The sequence below is a fragment of the Chloroflexaceae bacterium genome (assembly GCA_025057155.1).
Taxonomy (GTDB): Bacteria; Chloroflexota; Chloroflexia; order Chloroflexales; family Chloroflexaceae; genus JACAEO01.
Map to the genome: position 1 here is coordinate 49,834 of JANWYD010000016.1, position 18,605 is coordinate 68,438.

Consider the following 18,605-nt stretch of genomic DNA (forward strand, 5'->3'; position numbering starts at 1 on the left):
GCGGAGAAGCCTGGCTTTCCCCGTGTTGATGGGAGGTCGAGAAGTCGAGGCGCACCCTGCAAGCGACCGCGGAACATGTTACACTATACGATATGCAAATGCTCATCTTCACCGGTCCTGCGGGCATCGCCGCCCTCGCCGCCGCCGCCACCGCCGCGGCTACGGCTGCCGCTGGCGCGCGGACGCTCCTCGCCAGCGTCGGGCCTTCGCATTCGATCGCAACCCTGGCCCGAATCCCCCTTGGGGGCAAACCGCACCCCATCGGGCCGGGTCTCGATGCCTGGTGCCTCGACCCGCTGGCCGATCTGGCGCGGATCTGGTCCACCCTGCCGGCGAAATCGCCTATCGTGGGCGATGAACTGCCGGTGATCCCCGGCAGCGACCTGTTCCTCGCCGTGGCCAACCTGCGAGCGCTGGGCGCCGGCTACGATCTTGTCTGTGTTGACGCCGGGCCGCCCGATACGCTGCTCCGCGCCCTTGGCGTGCCTGACACCTTTCGCTGGACGGTACGCCTGCTCCTCGGCCTCGACCGTGGTCCGGGCCGCTCCAGCGCGTCAGTCTCGCGCGCTCTAGTGCCGGTCGGCTTGCTGCCCTTTCCGATGGAGTGGACCAGCAACCTCCAGGAGGCCCGGGTGCGCCTGGAACAGCTCCGTGACGAAACGGTGGACCCCACGCGAGCCAGGGTGCGTTACGTGCTGCGGGCGGATCGCGCCGGCCTGGACGAGGCGCGGGTAACTGTGCCCGCGCTGCAACTCTTCGGCCTGGCGGTTGAGGCGATTATTGCCGGGCCGATGCTCCCGTGCACCGATGGGCTTTCGCCTATCGTTGAGGAGCAGGAGCATGTTACCGGCGAGGCCGCCACCATCTGGCAGGAACGCCCCCTGCTCCGGATGCCGGCGACGGTAACGCCCTCCGGCCCTGAGGAACTGGCCGCTCTCGGCGCGCGGATCTACGCCGACGCCTCGCCGCTTCCCCAGACACCGCTGCCGCCGCCGGTGCGCCTTAGCGGGCCGCCCGACCCGATGGTGGCGATTGATGTTCCAGGCCTCCCGCGCGAGACCCTCGGCCTGACCCTCAGCGGCGACGAGTTAATCGTCCGCGCGGGGATCTACCGGCGCCACATTCTGCTCCCCGATGGCCTGCGCGGCGTTACGGCGATCAAGGCCGCCCGCCAGGGTGAGACGTTGATCGTCCGCCCGCGCAAGTAACCGCTCTCTTCAGGTTACAGGCATGAACAAGCGACAGCCTTCACTCCACGGTCGAGTGGCGGTGATTACCGGCAGTACACGGGGGATTGGACGGGCTATCGCCGAGACCTACGGCCGCGCCGGCGCGCGGGTAGTGGTCTCGTCATCGCGGGCGGAGGCCGTCGCGCGCACCATCGGCGAGTTGCGCGCCAGCGGCGTCACCTGCGAAGGCGTCGCCTGCGACGTGAGCGACCGCGAGCAGGTCTGCGCGCTCTTTCGCTATGCGATTGACGCCTTTGGCCATATTGACATCTGGGTCAACAACGCGGCCATTTCCGGGCCGTTCGCCTACACCCTCGACGTGCCGCCGGAGGAATGGGAACGGGTGATCCGCGTCAACCTGTTCGGCTGCCTGTACGGCTGCCAGGCCGTGCTGCCGCATATGCTCCAGCGGCGCTACGGCAAGATCATCAACGTCACCGGAGGCGGCTACAAGCGCGCCCAGCGCTTTCTGAGCGCCTACAGCGCCTCCAAGGCGGGGATCGTGCGGCTCACCGAGGGGCTGGCTCGCGAGTACGAGCCGCAGAAGGCGTTCCTCTCGATCAATGTCCTCGCGCCGGGCATTGTGCCCACGGATATGACCACGCAGTGGGCGCCGATCGGGTCGGCCGCCGAGGCCCTCAGCGCCTTCCCGCGCATCATGCGCATCTTCGGCACCACGGCGGAAGAAACTGCGGCCATGGCCCTCCGCATGGCCTCCTCGGCCACCGATGGGGTTACGGGCAAGGTCTACGAAATCATGCCCCGCCACCGCGCGCTCTGGCGTATGGCCCAGGCGGCGATGGGAAGACGATAGATTTTGGATTTTAGATTTTGGATTTTGGATTGGGGATGGGGCGCTCCTGATCTTTCTTCGGTTTCCACGGTTACGGATTGGTTCGTTCGCAACGCTATAGTGCACAACGATTGACCATCGTAGGCGCGGCTCTCGCGGCACGAATATGCGCTCGGGGTCGTAGTTCATCCTTCGGCATCAACACATCGCAGCCAGCATCGCAGGAGGTGATCCGATGGACCTGTTCGTCGTGCTTGTCGCTGTTGCAGGTGGTGTCATCGCTGGCGCGTTCGTCGCCTGGCTGATGCTCGCCCGTCTGGGCGTCAATGGTCTGTCCGAGCAACGCATTCGCGACATGTTCGCCAGTCTCAGCCAGGAGGCGCTGCGGGCGAATAGCAGCGATTTCAACGAGCGCGCGCGGCGCGAGATCGAGGCGCTAACCGCGCCCCTCAAGGCCACGCTGGATGAACAGCAACGCAAACTTGAGGATCTGGAGCGCGAACGGCAGAAGGCTTACGGCAGCATCGAGCAGCAATTACACCGAATGACCCAGGACCAGCGGCTGCTCCAGCAAGAGACTGCCAGACTGGTGAGCAGCCTGCGCCAGCCGCAGATCCGCGGACGGTGGGGCGAGATCCAGCTTCGCAGGGTGGTCGAACTAGCCGGAATGAGCGAGCACTGCGATTTTGCGGAGCAGGAGTCTGTAAGCAGTGGAGGTAAAGCGCAGCGCCCGGACCTGGTGGTGCGCCTGCCCAACCAGCGGGTCATTGTAGTAGATGCCAAAGCGCCCCTGGACGCCTATCTCAAGGCCCACGAATGCCAGGATGACGGCGAAGCTGGAAAATATCTCAAAGAGCACGCCGACCGTATCAAGAACCACATTAAGGAGATGGGAAAGCGCGATTATCAGAGTGCAATTGATGGCGCTTTCGAGTTCCTGGTGTTGTTCATTCCGGGCGAGCCTTTCTACCGCGCGGCCCTGGAACACGATCCCGAACTGATTGATTTTGCGTTCCAGCATAAAGTTGTGCTGGCCAGCCCTACTACTCTGATCGCCCTGCTCAGGACGATTGCCCAGGGATGGCGGGAGGCCCGTCTGGCGGAGAACGCCCGCAAGATCAGGGACGAGGGAGAGAAGGTCTACAGAGCACTGAGCAGAGTAGCCGAGCACGTTGGCAATCTCGGCAAGGCGCTTGGTGGCAGTGTAGCAAAATACAATGACCTGATCGGAAGTCTGGATCGCACGCTGTTCCAGAGCGCGAAGCGTCTGCGCGAGCTGGACATCGGCAACGACGAGCTGCAAATCCCCGAAACCATCGAGGACGCGCCTCGCTCCTTCAGTCGCCCGGAATTGCTAGGGGCGTCGGTGAATGGCAATGAAGGCGCCTTGCCGGATATGCTCAACAGACACCTGTCCGACGCCTCGAACGAGACCCTCAACGGCCGGCTGCCCGAAGGCGTCCCTGCGCAGGAAGCCGGCCAGGCCCGGCCGGCTCTGCGGCGCCTGCGCCCCAACGGGACGGGGGAAATGGGGCATCCATAGCGGCTACCGGCGCGAAGGGCGCCTCATACGATTGTGGATTTTGGATTGCGGATTTTGGATTGCGGATCGACGCGGTGTGAACGGCAATCCAAAATCCAAAATCCGCAATCCAAAATGGTTTACGGTCCCACCGTCACTGCGCCGAGCGTGACCCACTGACCGGCGTTCCCCGCCACATCCAGGGCCTGGACGCGCAGCAGGTAGCGGCCCGGCGCCAGGGGCTCGGTTCTTACCGCCGGTTCGGTGGTGAACCATTCGGATGTGCCCTCTGGATTGGGACCGACGTAGACGCGATAGCCCTTCACACCTGAGTGCGCATCGCTGGCGGGCGGCCATTGCAGCGCCACCGGGCCGGTGGGGGCGGCGAGATCGCCGATGGGCGCCGGCGGATGCGGGGGCGTCACATCGTAGCCTACCGGCCCGAACTCGGCCAGGGTCACCCGGCCATCTGGCCCCCAGGCCCGCACCTTCAGCGTGTGCATGCCTTCGCCGGCGTCGGCGAGCTGAGCATAGCCATCGGTGACGCGGGCGAACATCGGGGCGTCGGCTGGCGGGGCCTGGTTCCAGGCCTGGCTGAGACCGCCCCCGCCCCAGGCCACGACGAACTCGATGCGCTGGTCGCCGGCATACCACTGGCCTGGCTGCGCCGCGCTCTGGAAGGCCACTTCGGGCGCTTTGATTGACGCTGCGCGAACGATCTTTCCGCCATGCTGGTTGCACCCGCCGATCTCCGGCAAATCGATCCCTTCAGCAAAGCGCAGCGGCACTGACTGCTTGCCGCTCCAGCCATCGCCGCGGGCGGTGTAGGCGGTAAAGTGCAGGTGCGGCACCCCCGGCGAACCGCGATCCCCGGCGAACCCCAGAGTCTCGCCGGCCTGGAAGTAGCGCCCCGGCTGGGTAGAGACGGCCCGGGCCAGATGGGTGTACATGGTGAAGAAGCTTGCGCTGTGGCGCAGGATCAGCGTGCCGCTGCGCCATTCCCAGTACCAGACCGCGCCCCCGGCTGCGGCGCGGATGGGCGCATCGTAGGTTGGACCGTTGACCTGAGCCAGGTCGAGAGAGTAGCGATCCCAGCCGTTGTGGGTGCCACAGGCGTAGCCCTGGATGATACGCCAGTCTTCCCCCGGCGGGGTCGGCAGGATCAGGACCGGCGCGGCCTGGACCGTGCGGGGAGCAATGCTCGAAAACAGCGCAAGGAGAAGCGCCAGCAGCGCAAGAAGCCAACGGAACGGTACAGGACGGGTCTCGATGCTGCGGCATGGCAGAAACGCATGCGAACGTGGCAAGGGCAACCTCCTGGTCGTGGGGAGCATATCTCCCCAGTGATCGACGTGGATCTGGCCGGCGCGCGCGGAGCGCCAGACCATTCGTTGAACCGGACCAATTCCGGGGCGGAACGGGCGCCATCGCCCGGGGCCGCGCCCGGCGGCTCAGATGAGGTTTCAGCGGCGCCTGACAATCCGGGCCGGGTCTCTGAACCTCCACGGCTCTAAGAGCCAGTGGTAAGGAGGCGTGGCGGTGTGGAGGCGTTGAGCCGTAGCCCCGCTGTCAGGCCGGAAGACCCTGTCTGAAACCTGCCTCGCAAATAAGACCTCCTGGTCACTGGTCGCATCCGGGCGACAAGAAGCGCCGCGACGGTCGGGGTCGCTGACGGAGCGGAAGGATAGCATAGACTCCCAAAAAGGTCAAATAATCCTGAAAACTTGCTGAGAAGAACGGTTGACAGCGGGCCGCCGCCCGCCTACAATCCAGGCGAATAACTCCCGTGGACCGACCGTAATCGCGAGATGGACGAACCCTTCATACTGATCGTCGGCGCCGCCGACACGGGGCGCGCCCCGATCACCGTGGCGCTGTTGCGCCGTCTGGCCGCGCAGCGCGGCCTGAACTGGCGGATTGAATCGGCCGGCGTGGTCGGCCACGACGACGATCCCGCCGAACCTGAGGCCCGCGACGCGCTGCTGATCCTGGGTCTCGATCTGAGCGCCCATCGCGCCCGCTCCTTGACCGACGAACTGGCAGAGGCGGCGCGAGTGATCGTGACGGTTGACCGCGGCGTGGCCCGTGTAGTGCGCGCGAGACGTCCCGGCGCAAGCATTGCCGCCCTGGGCGAACTCGCCGGGCGCGAGCGTGACATCCCCGATCCCTTCCGGATGCAAGTCGGCGCATGGGTGCAGTATGCGCGCGAGATTGAAGCCTTGCTGGAGGCCGGCTTCCCCCGTCTCCAGACCCTGGTTATGGGTGAGACGCCGGTGGAGGAAGGACGTGCGTCTTCCGCTGCTGCCGACGAGCGCCCCGCCCGTTCGTCAGACCTGGCTGCACCGCTTGCCTCGACGGCGCCTGAACCGCGGCTGGCCGCCGTCGGGCGTATTTCGCGCCTCCTGGATCTGAGCGCGGAGATGCCCGGCGTGATTAACTGGGCGGGCGCGCGCCGCCAGATCGAAGCCGACCTCGGCGTGATGGAACAGCCCTTCACTCCCGATGACCTGGCCCGCCCCTACGTCGCCGTCCTGCGAGCGATGCTCGGCCTCTGCCCTGAAATCCCCGCCGCCGATCGCTGTGCCGCGCTGCGGGCCGCCGTGGCGCGGCTGCGGGCGCCTATCGCCAGCGGCGATCTTGAAACCCTATCACGGGAACTGGCAGCCTTCACCTGAGGCTCGCGGCCGGCAATGCGGCTGCGCTGTGAACCATCAGAAGAGGAAAATGCTGGGAGGGCCCGGTTCGCAAAGACCCTCCCATCGAGCAGGAGCGTGGGGAAATCGGAGTTCCCCCGGAGTCAGCAATTAGCCGTGACGGGCAGGTAGAGGCGCTGCGGCAGATCGCGGCGCTGTTCGGGCAGCGCGGGTTCCTCATCGGCGGCGCCAGACCAGATGATCGGCCCCGGGTCCACGCCGCTGACCAGGCCGAGCGGCTGGAACATTTGCGCGGTCAGGCCGGGGAAGATTGCGCCCAGGTTCGGGTTGCCCAGGCGCCGCAGGATGATCTCGCCCAGCACCACCCGAAAATCGGTGGTGATCCGCAGATCCTGCCCCTGGTCCAGATCCACAAGGCCCGGCCACTGACCGTACACCCGCCCGCCGTTGACGCCGCCGCCCAGAACGAGCATCACATTGCCGTGGCCATGGTCGGTGCCATTGCTGGCGTTGCGGCCCAGGCGCCGGCCAAACTCGCTCATTACCACAATGGTCAGGCGGTTCTGGTAGTCAACCAGGTCGCTGTAGAGGGCGAACAGACCCTGGGAGAGCATCCCCAGCCGGTCGGGCAGATAGCCGGTGCCATCGCTGTAGGCCTGGTTCTCGTGGGTGTCCCAGCCCCCCAGGTCCACGGTGGCGATGCGCAGCCCCTGCTCCATCTTGACGAGCTGAGCCACCGTGCGCAGAGCGTTGCCAAACGAGCCACCGGGGTAGGTAACGCCATCGCGCGGCGTATAGTTTCCAGGATTGGCGGCGCGGATGGCCTTGATCGTCTCGATAGTGCGGCGTCCGGCGACGTCCACGGGGTTCAGGCCGCTGCCGGGGTAGAAGTTCTCCAGCGCGCGCATCAGCGGATAGCTTTCTTCGGGACGATTGTAGCGCCAGTGGGTATTAATGGTGAACGAGCGCGGGTTGGACATCGCTACAGCATCGCGGTAGGCCAGCAGCGATGCTGGCGTCTGGTTGCCCGCGGAGACCGCCGGCAGCAGCCCGGTGGTCAGGCCGCTGGTTTGCAGGTGACGGGTGATCCATCCACTGCCGGTGGTCTTATTTCCTGGCGTGCCGCGCTCCATATAGTCCATGGCGTCGAAATGGCTGCGGGTGTCGTCGTTGAGACCACAGGCATGGATCATCGCCAGCCGCCCGGCGTCGTAGAGTTCCCTGAGGTGGGGCATTTTGCTGTTCAGGCCAAAGCTGCTGGCGCCGTAGGAAGGATTGCGCGGATCGATCCGCAGGGGCGCGTTCTGCCCCGTCAGGGGCAGGGCGAGCGTGCCGCGAGCCTGCCGGTACGCCGGGTCATCGTAGGGGCAGAGCAGGCTCAACCCATCGCAACCTCCGCGCAGAAAGACGACGACCAGAATCTCATCACTGCCAGCCGCGCCCACCGGGTCGGCAAAGATCAACTGGCTGACGCGACCGGCCGCCAGGGCCGCGATCGCCGCGCTGCATCCTACCAGAAACTCACGTCGTGTCACTTCCACGATCCGTTCCTCCTCTCCGCAATGCGGTGATGAATCAGACAGGTCTTGCTGACAGAGCGCCACCCTCCCACAACCCTCCCCGCTGGCGGTGCGGCGAGGAACTTGACTTCCCTGCCCGCCGGTTGCTGCGCACAGAGACAGTGTGGCCGGGCGTGGGGGGGAACGCGCCCGGCCACACGAGGGCCACCAGTGGGGGGAAGGTCGGCCCTCCGGCAGAACGCGCCAGGCGCTGAACCTAGCGCAGGTTAAATTCGGGACTCATGGCCAGGAGTTGCACCATCGTGCGCACCCGGTCGTGGACGCCCTCCATCGCGCCCCAATCCGGGGCGCGCGGCGTCGGGCGCGGCGGTGCATTGGGGTCGCCGCCAAAGGCGAGAAAGTTGATCAGCTCGGCTCGCACGCGGGGCGTAAGCTCGAACCCGCACAGACGTCTGCTCCATTCGTCCACGATCTCGCGACAGGAGGCATTCAGGTTGGTTTGTCCGATGACATCAATGCTCACATTGCCGCCCCAGCTCTGGGTCATGGAGTAGAAGCTGTTCCAGCGCGCCAGCAAACTGTTGGTGTTCGCCCAGTAGCTGGCCGTGTCGGGATGGCCGGTTGGCGTGTCCCAGTCGAAGAGCTGGTGGCCGCTCTGGTCAGCGGTGTAGAACAGGCTGCTCCAGTAGCCGCCGCGGGTCGCATCGCCATCAACCGACTCTACGTCGCTTGGCAGGCGCGCGTTCGTTGCGCGGAGAAAGGCCCACATTGCATCTAGCGGGCGGCGCATCTTGCGCCCGAAGGTAGTGCGACATTCGGGCGACAGCACGATGGTCCGCACCACCTGGCGGATCTGGTCGGGCGACCGGCGATTGGCCATCCACACCTCGACTGCCGCATCAATCACCCGTTGCGGCGGATCGTCGGCGATGAGCCGCCGCGCGAGCTTGGTGCAGATGTGCCGCGCCGTGCCAGGATGATTGCAGAGCAGATCGAAGACCTGCTGGCCATCGGTCAGACCAGGCTGGTTGCGAGGGATGTTGGGGGCCGGCGGGATGCCCGGGGCCGGGCGCACCGCCAGAACAGTCTTGGGATTCGTGTCGTGCCAGTCGGCGAGGAAGTAGAACTCGCCCGTATTCGGACGCCCGTCGCGCCCGTTAGCGATCGTCCAGCCGGTGAAACAGCGAGCCGCTTCGTACACATCGTCGTCAATGTAGCCGCGCGGAAAGGTCTCGCTGCCATAGTTGATGGTATCAATCAGGCCGCGGTTATCGTAGAACTTAAGATAGTTGTCCGAGCCGAGGGTGTGCAACTCGAACAACTCGCGGGCATAGTTCTCATTGCCGCCTTCGCCCCCCGCCGCACGGTTGCTGACATTGTCCAGGTAGAGCATCATGGCGACGCTCTTGCCTACTTCTTCCACGAAGGTGCGAAAGTTCCCCAGGGCGTGGGTGCGGATCAGGCGGTCGTAAGCCGGCCAGGTGGCCGCAATGCTGCCATCGGCAGTGGCCTTCACATTAAAGTGGTTGTGCCAGAAATCCACCAGCACTTCGAAGAGCTGGCGCCGGCTATGAACGGCGCGGATCCAGGTGGCGACGCGTACCTCGTTGAAGGGCCTGACCCGCTCGTTCCAATCCATATTCATATTCATCCCGCCATTGGCGCGGGTCCACAACTCCGTGGCGCTGGCGCCGAGCAACTCCAGAGGGCGGGCCTGGTTGACCGTGCCGTAGCGGATCTTGAGCCGCACGGCGGCGATCAGTTGCTCACATTCGCTATCGTCAATCGTGGCCGGGTTGAGTTGCTGGTCAATCCAGCGTTCGTAGCGCTCGTCAGGGGTGGCGCCCAGGGCATTAAAAGCGGCGAGATCGCTGGCGCGCATCCCGTAAGCCAGCCGGTTGAGCGCAACGCTCGCCGGAGAAGCCGGGGGCAGCACCTGGCAGGCCGCCAGGACCGGGGCCGGCTCGCCGATCAGGGTGCGCGCCGTCGCGGCTGTGGCCGCCAGGGCTACGCTACTACCAAGCAGGTTGCGTCGAGTCAGCCTCATAGAGCCTCGCTTCGTGCGTTGGAAAGTGCGGTTCGATGCTGTCGCTCATACCGCCAGTCGCGCCCCCAACCGGTTCGCCAGCGCTGCGGCGGCGAGCGCCTCAGGGGGGCGTCCCATAATGGACGCGCCATTAGTATAAAATCGGTTAAAAGATTGGCAAGGATGACGATGGTCCCGAAGACGCGGCGCTCCTGGTAAGACGGGTCGTACGGGTTATCGTCGGGGAAGGGCAAACGCCCGGCCAGATCGGGGCCTGACCGGTTAGCATAATACGTGCTGGGGATTACCGCAGCGCGCGCAGATAAACGGAGCGGATGGACCCACCGACGCCCCTTTCTCAGGTGTAGGGTTTTCCGGCGCATCCTCGCGTCACATTCGCCATCCGGGGCATTGGGCCCCCCCCCGCCCCCCTCTCCACCTACGGTGGAGAGGGGGGCGGGGGGGTGAGGATCGGAAGCGCATTGGAATGCCGAAAACCCCTTCTCGCTCGAAAAACCCTGCACCTGAGAGCTGAAGCCCCTCCCGCGTCTCCGGAGAGGACGCACGTGGCAGATGCGCACGCTGCCTGGCAGAGCTTGCCGCGACAGGGGTTGTATGCTACGATGACGCACTGTTCCACAATAGCCGCATGACGGTAACCCTCCTATTGCCAATTCCTGTTGAATAAACAGACTGCGCGCGCATCACCGCCAGGTCTCATCCGGACAGCGCATACGGCAATCGAAAATTCAAACTCTACCATCCGAAATGGCGTGTATGGAATGGATCGTCGTCCGTGGCGCTCGCGAGCACAACTTGAAGAACATTGACGTGCGTCTGCCGCGCAACCGGCTCGTCGTCATCACCGGTCTGTCGGGTTCGGGCAAGAGTTCTCTGGCCTTCGATACGATCTTCGCCGAAGGGCAACGGCGGTACGTCGAGAGTCTTTCGACCTATGCGCGGCAGTTCTTCGGGCAGATCGAGAAGCCCGATGTCGACTCCATCACCGGTCTCTCGCCAGCGATTGCAATTGATCAGAAGAGCGGCAGCCGCAATCCGCGCTCGACGGTGGGCACGGTTACCGAGATCTACGACTTCCTGCGCCTGCTGTTCGCCCGCACCGGCCACCCTCACTGCCCGCAGTGCAACCGCCCGTTGAGCCGCCAGACGCCGCAACAGATCGTGGATGCGCTCCTGGCGCTCCCCGATGGCAGCCGCGTGCTGATCCTGGCTCCTGTAGTGCGCGGTCAGAAGGGTGAGCATCAGGCGGTCTTTGACGATCTGCGCCAGCGCGGCTTCGTGCGCGCGCGCGTGGATGGCGAGGTTCACGAACTGGACGAGCCGCCGAAACTGGAGAAGTACCGCCCGCACACCATTGAGGCGGTGGTGGATCGACTGGTGATCCGGCATGGGCCGGGAAACGCCTCGCCCTCCGGCCATCCTGACCGCGTGCGTCTGAGCGATTCAGTGGAGGCGGCATTGAAACTGGGCGCGGGGCAAATGCTGGTGCAGATCGTCGGCGGCGAGGAATTGACCTTCTCGGAACAGTACGCCTGCCCCGTGCACGGCCCGGCGAACCTCGGCAGCCTGGAGCCGCGCGACTTCTCGTTCAACAATCCGCGGGGAGCCTGTCCCGCCTGTGGGGGATTGGGGGTGGTCCAGGAACTCGATCCGGCGCTGGTGATTCCGAACCGGAACAAATCGCTGCGCGAAGGGGCGGTAGCGCCGTGGGCCGAGGGGAGCAAGGCCAGCCGGCGTTACTACGATGATTTGCTGGGCTCGCTGGCCGAGCACCTGGGGTTCTCGCTCGATGCTCCGCTCCGTACGCTGCCGCCCGAGGTGATCGGGGCGCTACTCTATGGCACCAACGGCGAGACCCTGACGCTGCACTACCATATCGGCGGCAAGACCCGCGAGGTGCAGGCGCCCTTTGAGGGGGTCATCCCTAACCTGCGGCGGCGTTTCGCCGAAGCCCGAGACGACGCCGAGCGCGAGGCCCTGGCCCGGTACATGACCCCGCGAACCTGCGGCGCCTGCGGCGGGGCCCGCCTCCGCCCGGAGGTGCGCGCCGTCACCGTCGCCGGTCAATCCATCGCGGCGATCACCCGGATGAGCGTGGCCGAGACGTTGAAGTGGACCGAGGGGCTGCTGGAGACGATCGAGGGCCGCGCGGTCGTGAGCGACCCGCTCGCGGCAGGGAGTGCGAGCGCCGGGGAGACGCGCCCGGTGTCGCGGCCAATCCTCAGCGAGCGCGAGAAGCTGATCGCTGCACCGATACTGCGCGAGATCCGCAACCGGCTGGCTTTTCTCTGCGACGTCGGGCTGGGCTACCTGGAGCTGGATCGCTCGGCAATGACGCTCTCCGGCGGCGAAAGCCAGCGCATCCGCCTGGCGACGCAGGTTGGCGCCGGCCTCTCAGGCGTGCTCTACGTGCTCGACGAGCCAAGCATTGGCCTGCATCCCCGTGACCACGACCGGCTGTTACAGACGCTGCTGCGCCTGCGCGATCTGGGCAACAGCGTGCTGGTGGTCGAACACGATGAAGCGACGATCCGCGCCGCCGACTGGATCATTGACATCGGCCCGGGAGCGGGCGAAGCCGGGGGCGAAGTAGTCGCCAGCGGCCCTCTAGAAGAGATCCTTGCCGAACCGCGCTCGTTGACCGGCCAGTACCTTAGCGGCAAGCGACGCATCCCTGTGCCGCAGCAGCGCCGCAGCGGCAACGGCAAGCGTCTGGAGATTCGCGGCGCCCGCGAGCATAACCTCCAGGGCATCAACGTGAGCATTCCCCTGGGAACCTTCGTGGTCGTCACCGGAGTAAGCGGCAGCGGGAAGAGCAGCCTGATTATGGACACGCTCTACCCGAAGGCGGCCCAGGTCCTGCATGGCGCACGGGGACGCGCCGGCGCCCATGACGCCATCCATGGACTCGAACATCTCGACAAGGTGATTAGCATTGATCAAAGCCCGATCGGGCGCACGCCACGCTCCAATCCCGCCACCTACACCAGGGTGTTCGACCCCATCCGCGCGCTCTTCGCCGCCACCCCCGAGGCTCGCGCACGGGGCTACGACGCCTCGCGCTTCAGTTTCAACGTCAAAGGCGGGCGCTGCGACGCCTGCGACGGCGAGGGGTTGATCCAGGTGGAAATGCAGTTCCTCCCCGACCTGTTCGTGCCCTGCGAGGTCTGTGGCGGTACGCGCTACAACCGTGAAACCCTCGATATCCGCTACCGTGGCAAGACCATCGCCGAGGTGCTGGATATGACGGTGGAAGAGGCGTCGGCCTTTTTCGCGCGGGTGCCGGCGATTAACGAGCGTCTCCAGGCCCTGCGCGACGTGGGGCTGGGCTACCTGCGGCTCGGCCAGCCCGCCACAACCCTTTCCGGCGGCGAGGCCCAGCGCATCAAACTGGCTGGCGAGCTGGCGCGGCGCGCAACCGGGCGCACGCTCTACATTCTCGACGAGCCGACCACCGGCCTTCACTTCGCCGACATCGAACGACTGCTCGGCGTGTTGCAGCGGCTGGTAGACAGCGGCAATACCGTGGTGGTGATTGAACACAACCTTGATATGATCAAGAGCGCCGACTGGGTGATTGACCTCGGCCCTGAAGGCGGCAGCGGCGGCGGCCAGCTCGTGGGCAGCGGCGCCCCTGAGCACATCGCCGCCCTTCCCGGTTCCTATACCGGCGCCTATCTGCGGGCATGCCTTTCGGTCTCGTTGAGAGCATAGCGGCCTGGCGAGGTTGCTCAAGCTCCGCTAACCGGCGCGAACGTGTTCGGCGGATGTGAACGCCTTCGCGCCTCCGAGAGCCGCAAAGGGCTTTAAACAGTTCGTCTTTTACGCTCCTTCGCGCGCTCTGGAGTCAATCTGTACCGCCAGACACCGACGCGTCGCCTTGACACTCGCTCCCGTCACCCGTACCATAATACGGAAGCCCCTGTTATCCCACGCTTCACAGGCGCCGGAACCACGCGGTTCAGGCGCGCGACTCTTTCCCAGACGGTTTGATCGCGCAGGGTGATGCTCCCTCGCGCCCGCGCGGGCGCGAAGGGGCATGGATCAACCTGTCGCGACCATGCGAAAACTGCCGTTGATCGCCACGGAACGAGATGAGGGTGTCATGCAAATCGAGTTTGTGATGCTGATCGCGGCGGGACTGGTGTTGCTCAGTGTCGTGGCCACCCGCACCTCGAACCGCCTGGGCGTGCCAGCCCTGCTGCTGTTTCTGGGCATCGGGATGCTTGCCGGCATTGACGGCCCGGGGCGCATTGACTTTAACGATTTTGGACTGGCGCAGACCATCGGCGTGATCGCGCTGGCGTACATTTTGTTCTCTGGCGGTCTGGATACTGACTGGACAGCCATTCGTCCGGTGCTGGCGCAGGGGGTGGCGCTGGCCAATGTCGGCGTAGTGCTCAGCGCTGTTCTCCTGTGCGGCTTCGCCGTGCTGGCGCTCAACCTCGACTGGCGCACCGGCTTGCTGCTGGGAGCCATCGTCTCGTCTACCGACGCGGCGGCGGTCTTCTCGGTGCTGCGCGAGCGGGGCGTCAACCTAAAGCACAACCTCGAACCGCTCATAGAGCTGGAGTCAGGCTCAAACGACCCGATTGCGGTCTTTCTGACGATCGGACTGGTGGATCTCATCACCACCCCGGGCGCCACGCTGCTGAACCTGGTCCCCAGTTTCATCCTCCAGATGGCCCTTGGCGCGGCGGGGGGCGCTCTGTTTGGCTGGTTGATCGTGTTTACGGTCAATCGCATTCGCCTGCAACAGGAGGGCTTGTACGTGGTCTTTACCCTCGCCGCGACGATGCTGACCTACGCGGCCACCGCTCTGGTTGGGGGCAATGGCTTCCTGGCCGTGTATCTGGCGGGGATCGTGGTGGGGAACCGCAACATTGTGCACAAGCGCAGTATTCTGCGCTTTCACGACGGGATCGCCTGGCTGATGCAGATTACCATGTTTCTGACACTGGGCCTGCTGGTCACGCCCTCGCAACTGCTGCCGGTCGCGCCAGTGGGGCTGCTAGTGGCCCTGTTCCTCGTCTTCGTCGCCCGGCCGCTGAGCGTCATCGGGTCGCTGATCTGGTTTCGGCGCTCGTTGCGTGAGCTGGGGATGGTATCCTGGGCGGGATTGCGCGGGGCGGTACCCATTATTCTGGCGACGTTTCCCCTGACCAGCGGGATACCGGGAGCAACAACCATCTTTAACGTCATCTTCTTCGTGGTGCTGGTATCGGTATTGCTGCAAGGGATGACGATTAACCGGGTCGCGCGCTGGCTGGGGCTGAACGCCGACAAGCCGCGGGGCGCCGACCGCCACACCTTCGTGCCGGATGTGCGTCTTAACAGCCGGCTGTTCGAGGTCATCGTCCCCGAAGGCTCCTCACTGGTAGGCAGCAGCCTGCTGGAACTGGGTCTGCCGCGGGGGGTGCTGGTGGTGCAGATCCACCGTGACGGCGACGCGCTTATTCCTAACGGGAGCACCGTGCTCCACGCGGGCGACCATCTGCTGGTGCTGGCCACGCCCGAAACCCGATCGACCCTTGAACAGTTGTGCGACGAGTGCAGCGTGCAGTTGCTTAGCCCGGTGACCCTGGTGCGTCCGGTTGAGTTGCTTTCCAGCGAGATACGCCGAGGGTGATGCGATTTTGGATTGCGGATTTTGGATTTCTGATTGACGAAGTTTCAATAGCACAGACTCCGTTATGTTGTCCGAGCGACCACGTGGCCCTGGCTTCAGCATTGCCGCTTACGACCGGGATCTGGTTGAGACGATCATCCGCGACTGGAGCGCCCAGCAACTTGCCCAGGAGCTGCGCGCCGGCAGGTTTGGAAAACGCCTCAACCCGCGCCAGACCGCCGAGCTTGAGGAGTTGCTGACGGCCTGGAAGCAGCGGGCGCTCGGTCCGATGCCGCTTCGTGACGCGTTGCTGGTTGACGAGGCGCGGGGGCGGCGCGTCTTTGCGCTGATCTGCGCTGCACTGACGGTTCAGCGCGCGGGCGTGCCGCCCGAGTTGCACGCTGCGCTTCCAGCAGGCTCGGTTGACCTGGAGGGGTTGCCCGAACCGCTCGCCGAGGACCCGGCCCTGAGCGCCCTGGCCGAGGCTGCGGCGCGCAGTGGCCTGCGGCTGGCGGTGCAACAGGCGCCCGATGAGTTTCCCTACCCCGACAATCTGGAGGCGCTGACGCCCCCGCCACCCCGTCCGGCGCGCGCGATGGACGAATTCGAGCAGCCCACGGGCTGGCGGCGGAATGTGGCCATTCTGCTGGCGGCCAGCGGAGTGGCGCTTCTCCTGCTGCCATTGCTCGGCGGGCAGATTCCCGAACGTCCCGCCGGCCTGCCGCTGGCCCTGATTACCCTGGCCCTCCTGGTGGGCATTCGCGCTGGCTGGGCTGGCTACGCCGGCTCACTCTGCATCTGGCTGGTGGCCAACCTGCCCGGCTTCCACCACGGTACGGCCCTGCACGCTCTCTGGCCCGCGCTCCCGCTGCTCGCCGCCGGGCTGGTCCTGCTGAGCGCCGACCGGCGTGTGCGGGCCATGTGGCGCTGGATCAGGCGCCGCCTGCCCTGGCAGCGTCCAGATGCGGGGCGATAGGCTGCTCGCCGGCGTGGGAGATTAAGCCAGCAGAGCGTTTTCCCCATCCCAACGCGCTGACCGCTTCGCCCCTGCACGTCCGTGTGACGCCTGCGGGGCGTCGGGCGTCGCGGAGCGAACCGGCAGGGGCGACCGGCCGGTCGCCCCTGCCGAAGGCCCAGCTCGCGCGTCATGCATAGGTCCCGAAGGGGGGACTCTTCTCAGGTGTAGGATTTTCCGGCGCATCCTCGCGCCGCATGCGCCATCCGGGGCATTGGGACGCCCAACTTCCCCCTCTCCCGCGCGCGAGAGAGTGGAGGGGGGATGAGGACCGTAAGCGCAGTGGAATGCCGAAAACCCCTGCTCGCCCAAAAAATCCTACGCCTGAGAGGGGGGGACCTGCGACCTCCACGCCCCTCGCCGAGACGATGTAGTGTTGTGGAACTGGCAACCCGCTTCTCCAACCCAACGCGCAGGCGAAGTTGCCCGACCCATTGCCAACCATAGAAGCGCAGCAGATCCGGGCATCGTTGCAGGTATACCTCGCGCATCACGGAGAGACGGTTCCGACACCCTCCATGCGTGAAGAGACCTTTCCGCACGGTGAGCATGCCATTTCGCGCAAGGCCGCGGTTTGAGGCTATACTGATCTGAACATGGGGGAGTCTGATCGCTGGCGTCTCTCCGCGCCATGGCGTGCGGGGGCGGGCGCACGGCAGGCTTCCCTGCACTTCCTATTAGTCTGTGAACAAAGTTTTTCGCCAAACCCCTGCTCCCTCCCTAACCCTCCTCCACGGGTAGAAGGAGTCCGGCTCCTGCCCCAACGGGAGGAGGCTGGGAGGGTGGCAGAAATGCCGGGAAACTTACGTTGCAGACTAGAGGTATGTATCGCTCAAAGGTGGTGGCGGGCGCACAACGTGTGAACTGCCGACGCCCGTCATGCTTCGTCCGTTCGAGGAATCCTCGCAGCGCGGAGGGAGGGTAGCACAATGACGTGCCGAGAACGACTGGAAGCCTACTTGCAGGCCCAGGGAGTGCAGTACCGGGTCTATGAGCACCCGGCTGCCTATACGGCCCAGGCGGTGGCGGAGCGGGAGCACATTCCCAACAGGCTTATGGCCAAGGTGGTGATCGTGGTCGCCGATGGCGAGCTGGTCATGCTGGCGCTGCCCACGTCGCGTCGGGTTGACCTGGCCAGGGTCAGGGATGCGCTCGATGCGCGCGAAGTGCGCCTGGCGACCGAGACGGAGATGGCCACGGCGTTTCCCGACTGTGAAGTTGGCGCCACTCCGCCGTTTAACGCCGGGTACAATATGCCGCTCCTGGTTGACCGCGGGCTGGCCGAAGAACCGGTGATCTTCTTCCAGGCCGGCAGTCACAGCGTGGCCATGAGTATGGCATTCGCCGACTATGCGCGGCTGGCGCGGCCACGCCTGGCAGATTTCGCCGCCGAGCCGCGACGCCTGACGACAATCCGCGAAGATGTACGCGAACCAGGTGGCTGGTGAGCGCCTGCTGGCAACCGCAGTCTCCAGATGTCGGTCTGGGAGGGCCGTGCCCTCCCAGAGCCTCATGAGGAGGGTGCCATGGAACTGCACGTTGTGCCCATACGCAAGCCCGACGACTTGAACATCATCCTTGGCCAGACGCACTTCATCAAATCGGTCGAGGATCTCCACGAGGCGCTGGTCAATGCCGTGCCCGGAATCCGCTTCGGCCTGGCCTTTTGCGAGGCCTCGGGGGCGCGGCTGGTGCGCTGGAGCGGCACCGATGAGGCCCTGATAGACCTGGCCCGCACCAACGCCCTGGCACTGGGGGCCGGTCATAGTTTTATCATCGTCCTCGGCGCAGGGTACTACCCGGTGAACGTGTTGAACGCGATCAAACTGGCGCCGGAGGTGTGCCGGATCTTCTGCGCCACAGCCAATCCGGTTGAGGTAGTGATTGCCGAGACGGCAGCAGGCCGGGGCATTCTGGGGGTGATTGACGGCGCCTCGCCGCTGGGAGTTGAAGACGAGGCGGGGATCGCCTGGCGCAAGGGCCTGCTGCGGACGCTTGGCTACAAACTGTAGGGGTAGAATCAACGAGGCCGAGCAATCTTGCGATTTACTCGGCCCCGGTATTGAACGGGAAACGTTCCGTTTTCCTCTTTGCAGAGGCCTCGTACTTGTTTACCCGTCCAATCCAACGCTTAGTGTCTTAATAATATCACACTGCCGGCTGGCTGCAACAAGCGTTATCGCAACCCTGAATAGCGATTCGTTAACCATCGCTTCA

Annotated in this window: 12 protein-coding genes; 9 read left to right on the forward strand and 3 right to left on the reverse strand. The window is 65.2% G+C overall.

Going from position 1 to position 18,605, the window contains the following annotated elements; genetic code table 11:
* Positions 1–98: 98 nt before the first annotated feature.
* The 3 genes from NZU74_14900 to NZU74_14910 all read left to right on the forward strand — a co-directional run bounded on the left by NZU74_14900 (position 99) and on the right by NZU74_14910 (position 3,565).
* On the forward strand, positions 99–1,208 hold the full coding sequence (locus NZU74_14900) for a chromosome partitioning protein (protein MCS6882621.1): 1,110 nt from the start codon (positions 99–101) through the stop codon (positions 1,206–1,208).
* 22 nt (positions 1,209–1,230) lie between these two features.
* Positions 1,231–2,043: an SDR family oxidoreductase gene (locus NZU74_14905; protein MCS6882622.1), complete on the forward strand. Its 813-nt coding sequence runs from the start codon at positions 1,231–1,233 to the stop codon at positions 2,041–2,043.
* 214 nt (positions 2,044–2,257) lie between these two features.
* Positions 2,258–3,565, forward strand: coding sequence for a DNA recombination protein RmuC (locus NZU74_14910; GenBank protein ID MCS6882623.1), 1,308 nt, complete (start codon positions 2,258–2,260; stop codon positions 3,563–3,565).
* A gap of 119 nt (positions 3,566–3,684) precedes the next feature.
* Here NZU74_14910 and NZU74_14915 read toward each other — a convergent pair whose 3' ends face one another.
* Positions 3,685–4,851, reverse strand: a complete 1,167-nt coding sequence (locus NZU74_14915) for a peptidoglycan DD-metalloendopeptidase family protein (protein ID MCS6882624.1) — start codon at positions 4,849–4,851, stop codon at positions 3,685–3,687.
* Between the two features lie 501 nt (positions 4,852–5,352).
* On the opposite strand from NZU74_14915, the gene NZU74_14920 reads away from it, so the two are divergent.
* Positions 5,353–6,219 (forward strand): low molecular weight phosphatase family protein, encoded by an 867-nt coding sequence (locus tag NZU74_14920; protein ID MCS6882625.1) that lies wholly within the window; start codon positions 5,353–5,355, stop codon positions 6,217–6,219.
* Between the two features lie 122 nt (positions 6,220–6,341).
* On the opposite strand, the gene NZU74_14925 is transcribed toward NZU74_14920, so the two are convergent.
* Both NZU74_14925 and NZU74_14930 read right to left on the reverse strand, forming a co-directional pair.
* Positions 6,342–7,739, reverse strand: coding sequence for a DUF1501 domain-containing protein (locus tag NZU74_14925; protein MCS6882626.1), 1,398 nt, complete (start codon positions 7,737–7,739; stop codon positions 6,342–6,344).
* A 235-nt stretch (positions 7,740–7,974) separates the two neighbouring features.
* The gene (locus NZU74_14930) at positions 7,975–9,765 is read right to left on the reverse strand and encodes a DUF1800 domain-containing protein (GenBank protein MCS6882627.1); all 1,791 of its coding nucleotides are present in this window, start codon (positions 9,763–9,765) and stop codon (positions 7,975–7,977) included.
* 756 nt (positions 9,766–10,521) lie between these two features.
* On the opposite strand from NZU74_14930, the gene uvrA reads away from it, so the two are divergent.
* The 5 genes from uvrA (at position 10,522) to NZU74_14955 (ending at position 18,400) form a co-directional block, all read left to right on the forward strand.
* A complete protein-coding gene (gene uvrA / locus NZU74_14935) occupies positions 10,522–13,479 on the forward strand; it encodes an excinuclease ABC subunit UvrA (protein MCS6882628.1) in 2,958 nt (985 codons plus the stop codon).
* Positions 13,480–13,870: 391 nt separating this feature from the next.
* Positions 13,871–15,394, forward strand: coding sequence for a potassium/proton antiporter (locus NZU74_14940; GenBank protein MCS6882629.1), 1,524 nt, complete (start codon positions 13,871–13,873; stop codon positions 15,392–15,394).
* A 64-nt stretch (positions 15,395–15,458) separates the two neighbouring features.
* A complete protein-coding gene (locus tag NZU74_14945) occupies positions 15,459–16,349 on the forward strand; it encodes a hypothetical protein (protein ID MCS6882630.1) in 891 nt (296 codons plus the stop codon).
* Between the two features lie 968 nt (positions 16,350–17,317).
* Positions 17,318–17,836: a YbaK/EbsC family protein gene (locus NZU74_14950; GenBank protein MCS6882631.1), complete on the forward strand. Its 519-nt coding sequence runs from the start codon at positions 17,318–17,320 to the stop codon at positions 17,834–17,836.
* A 78-nt stretch (positions 17,837–17,914) separates the two neighbouring features.
* The gene (locus tag NZU74_14955) at positions 17,915–18,400 is read left to right on the forward strand and encodes an adenosine-specific kinase (protein ID MCS6882632.1); all 486 of its coding nucleotides are present in this window, start codon (positions 17,915–17,917) and stop codon (positions 18,398–18,400) included.
* Positions 18,401–18,605: the final 205 nt, after the last annotated feature.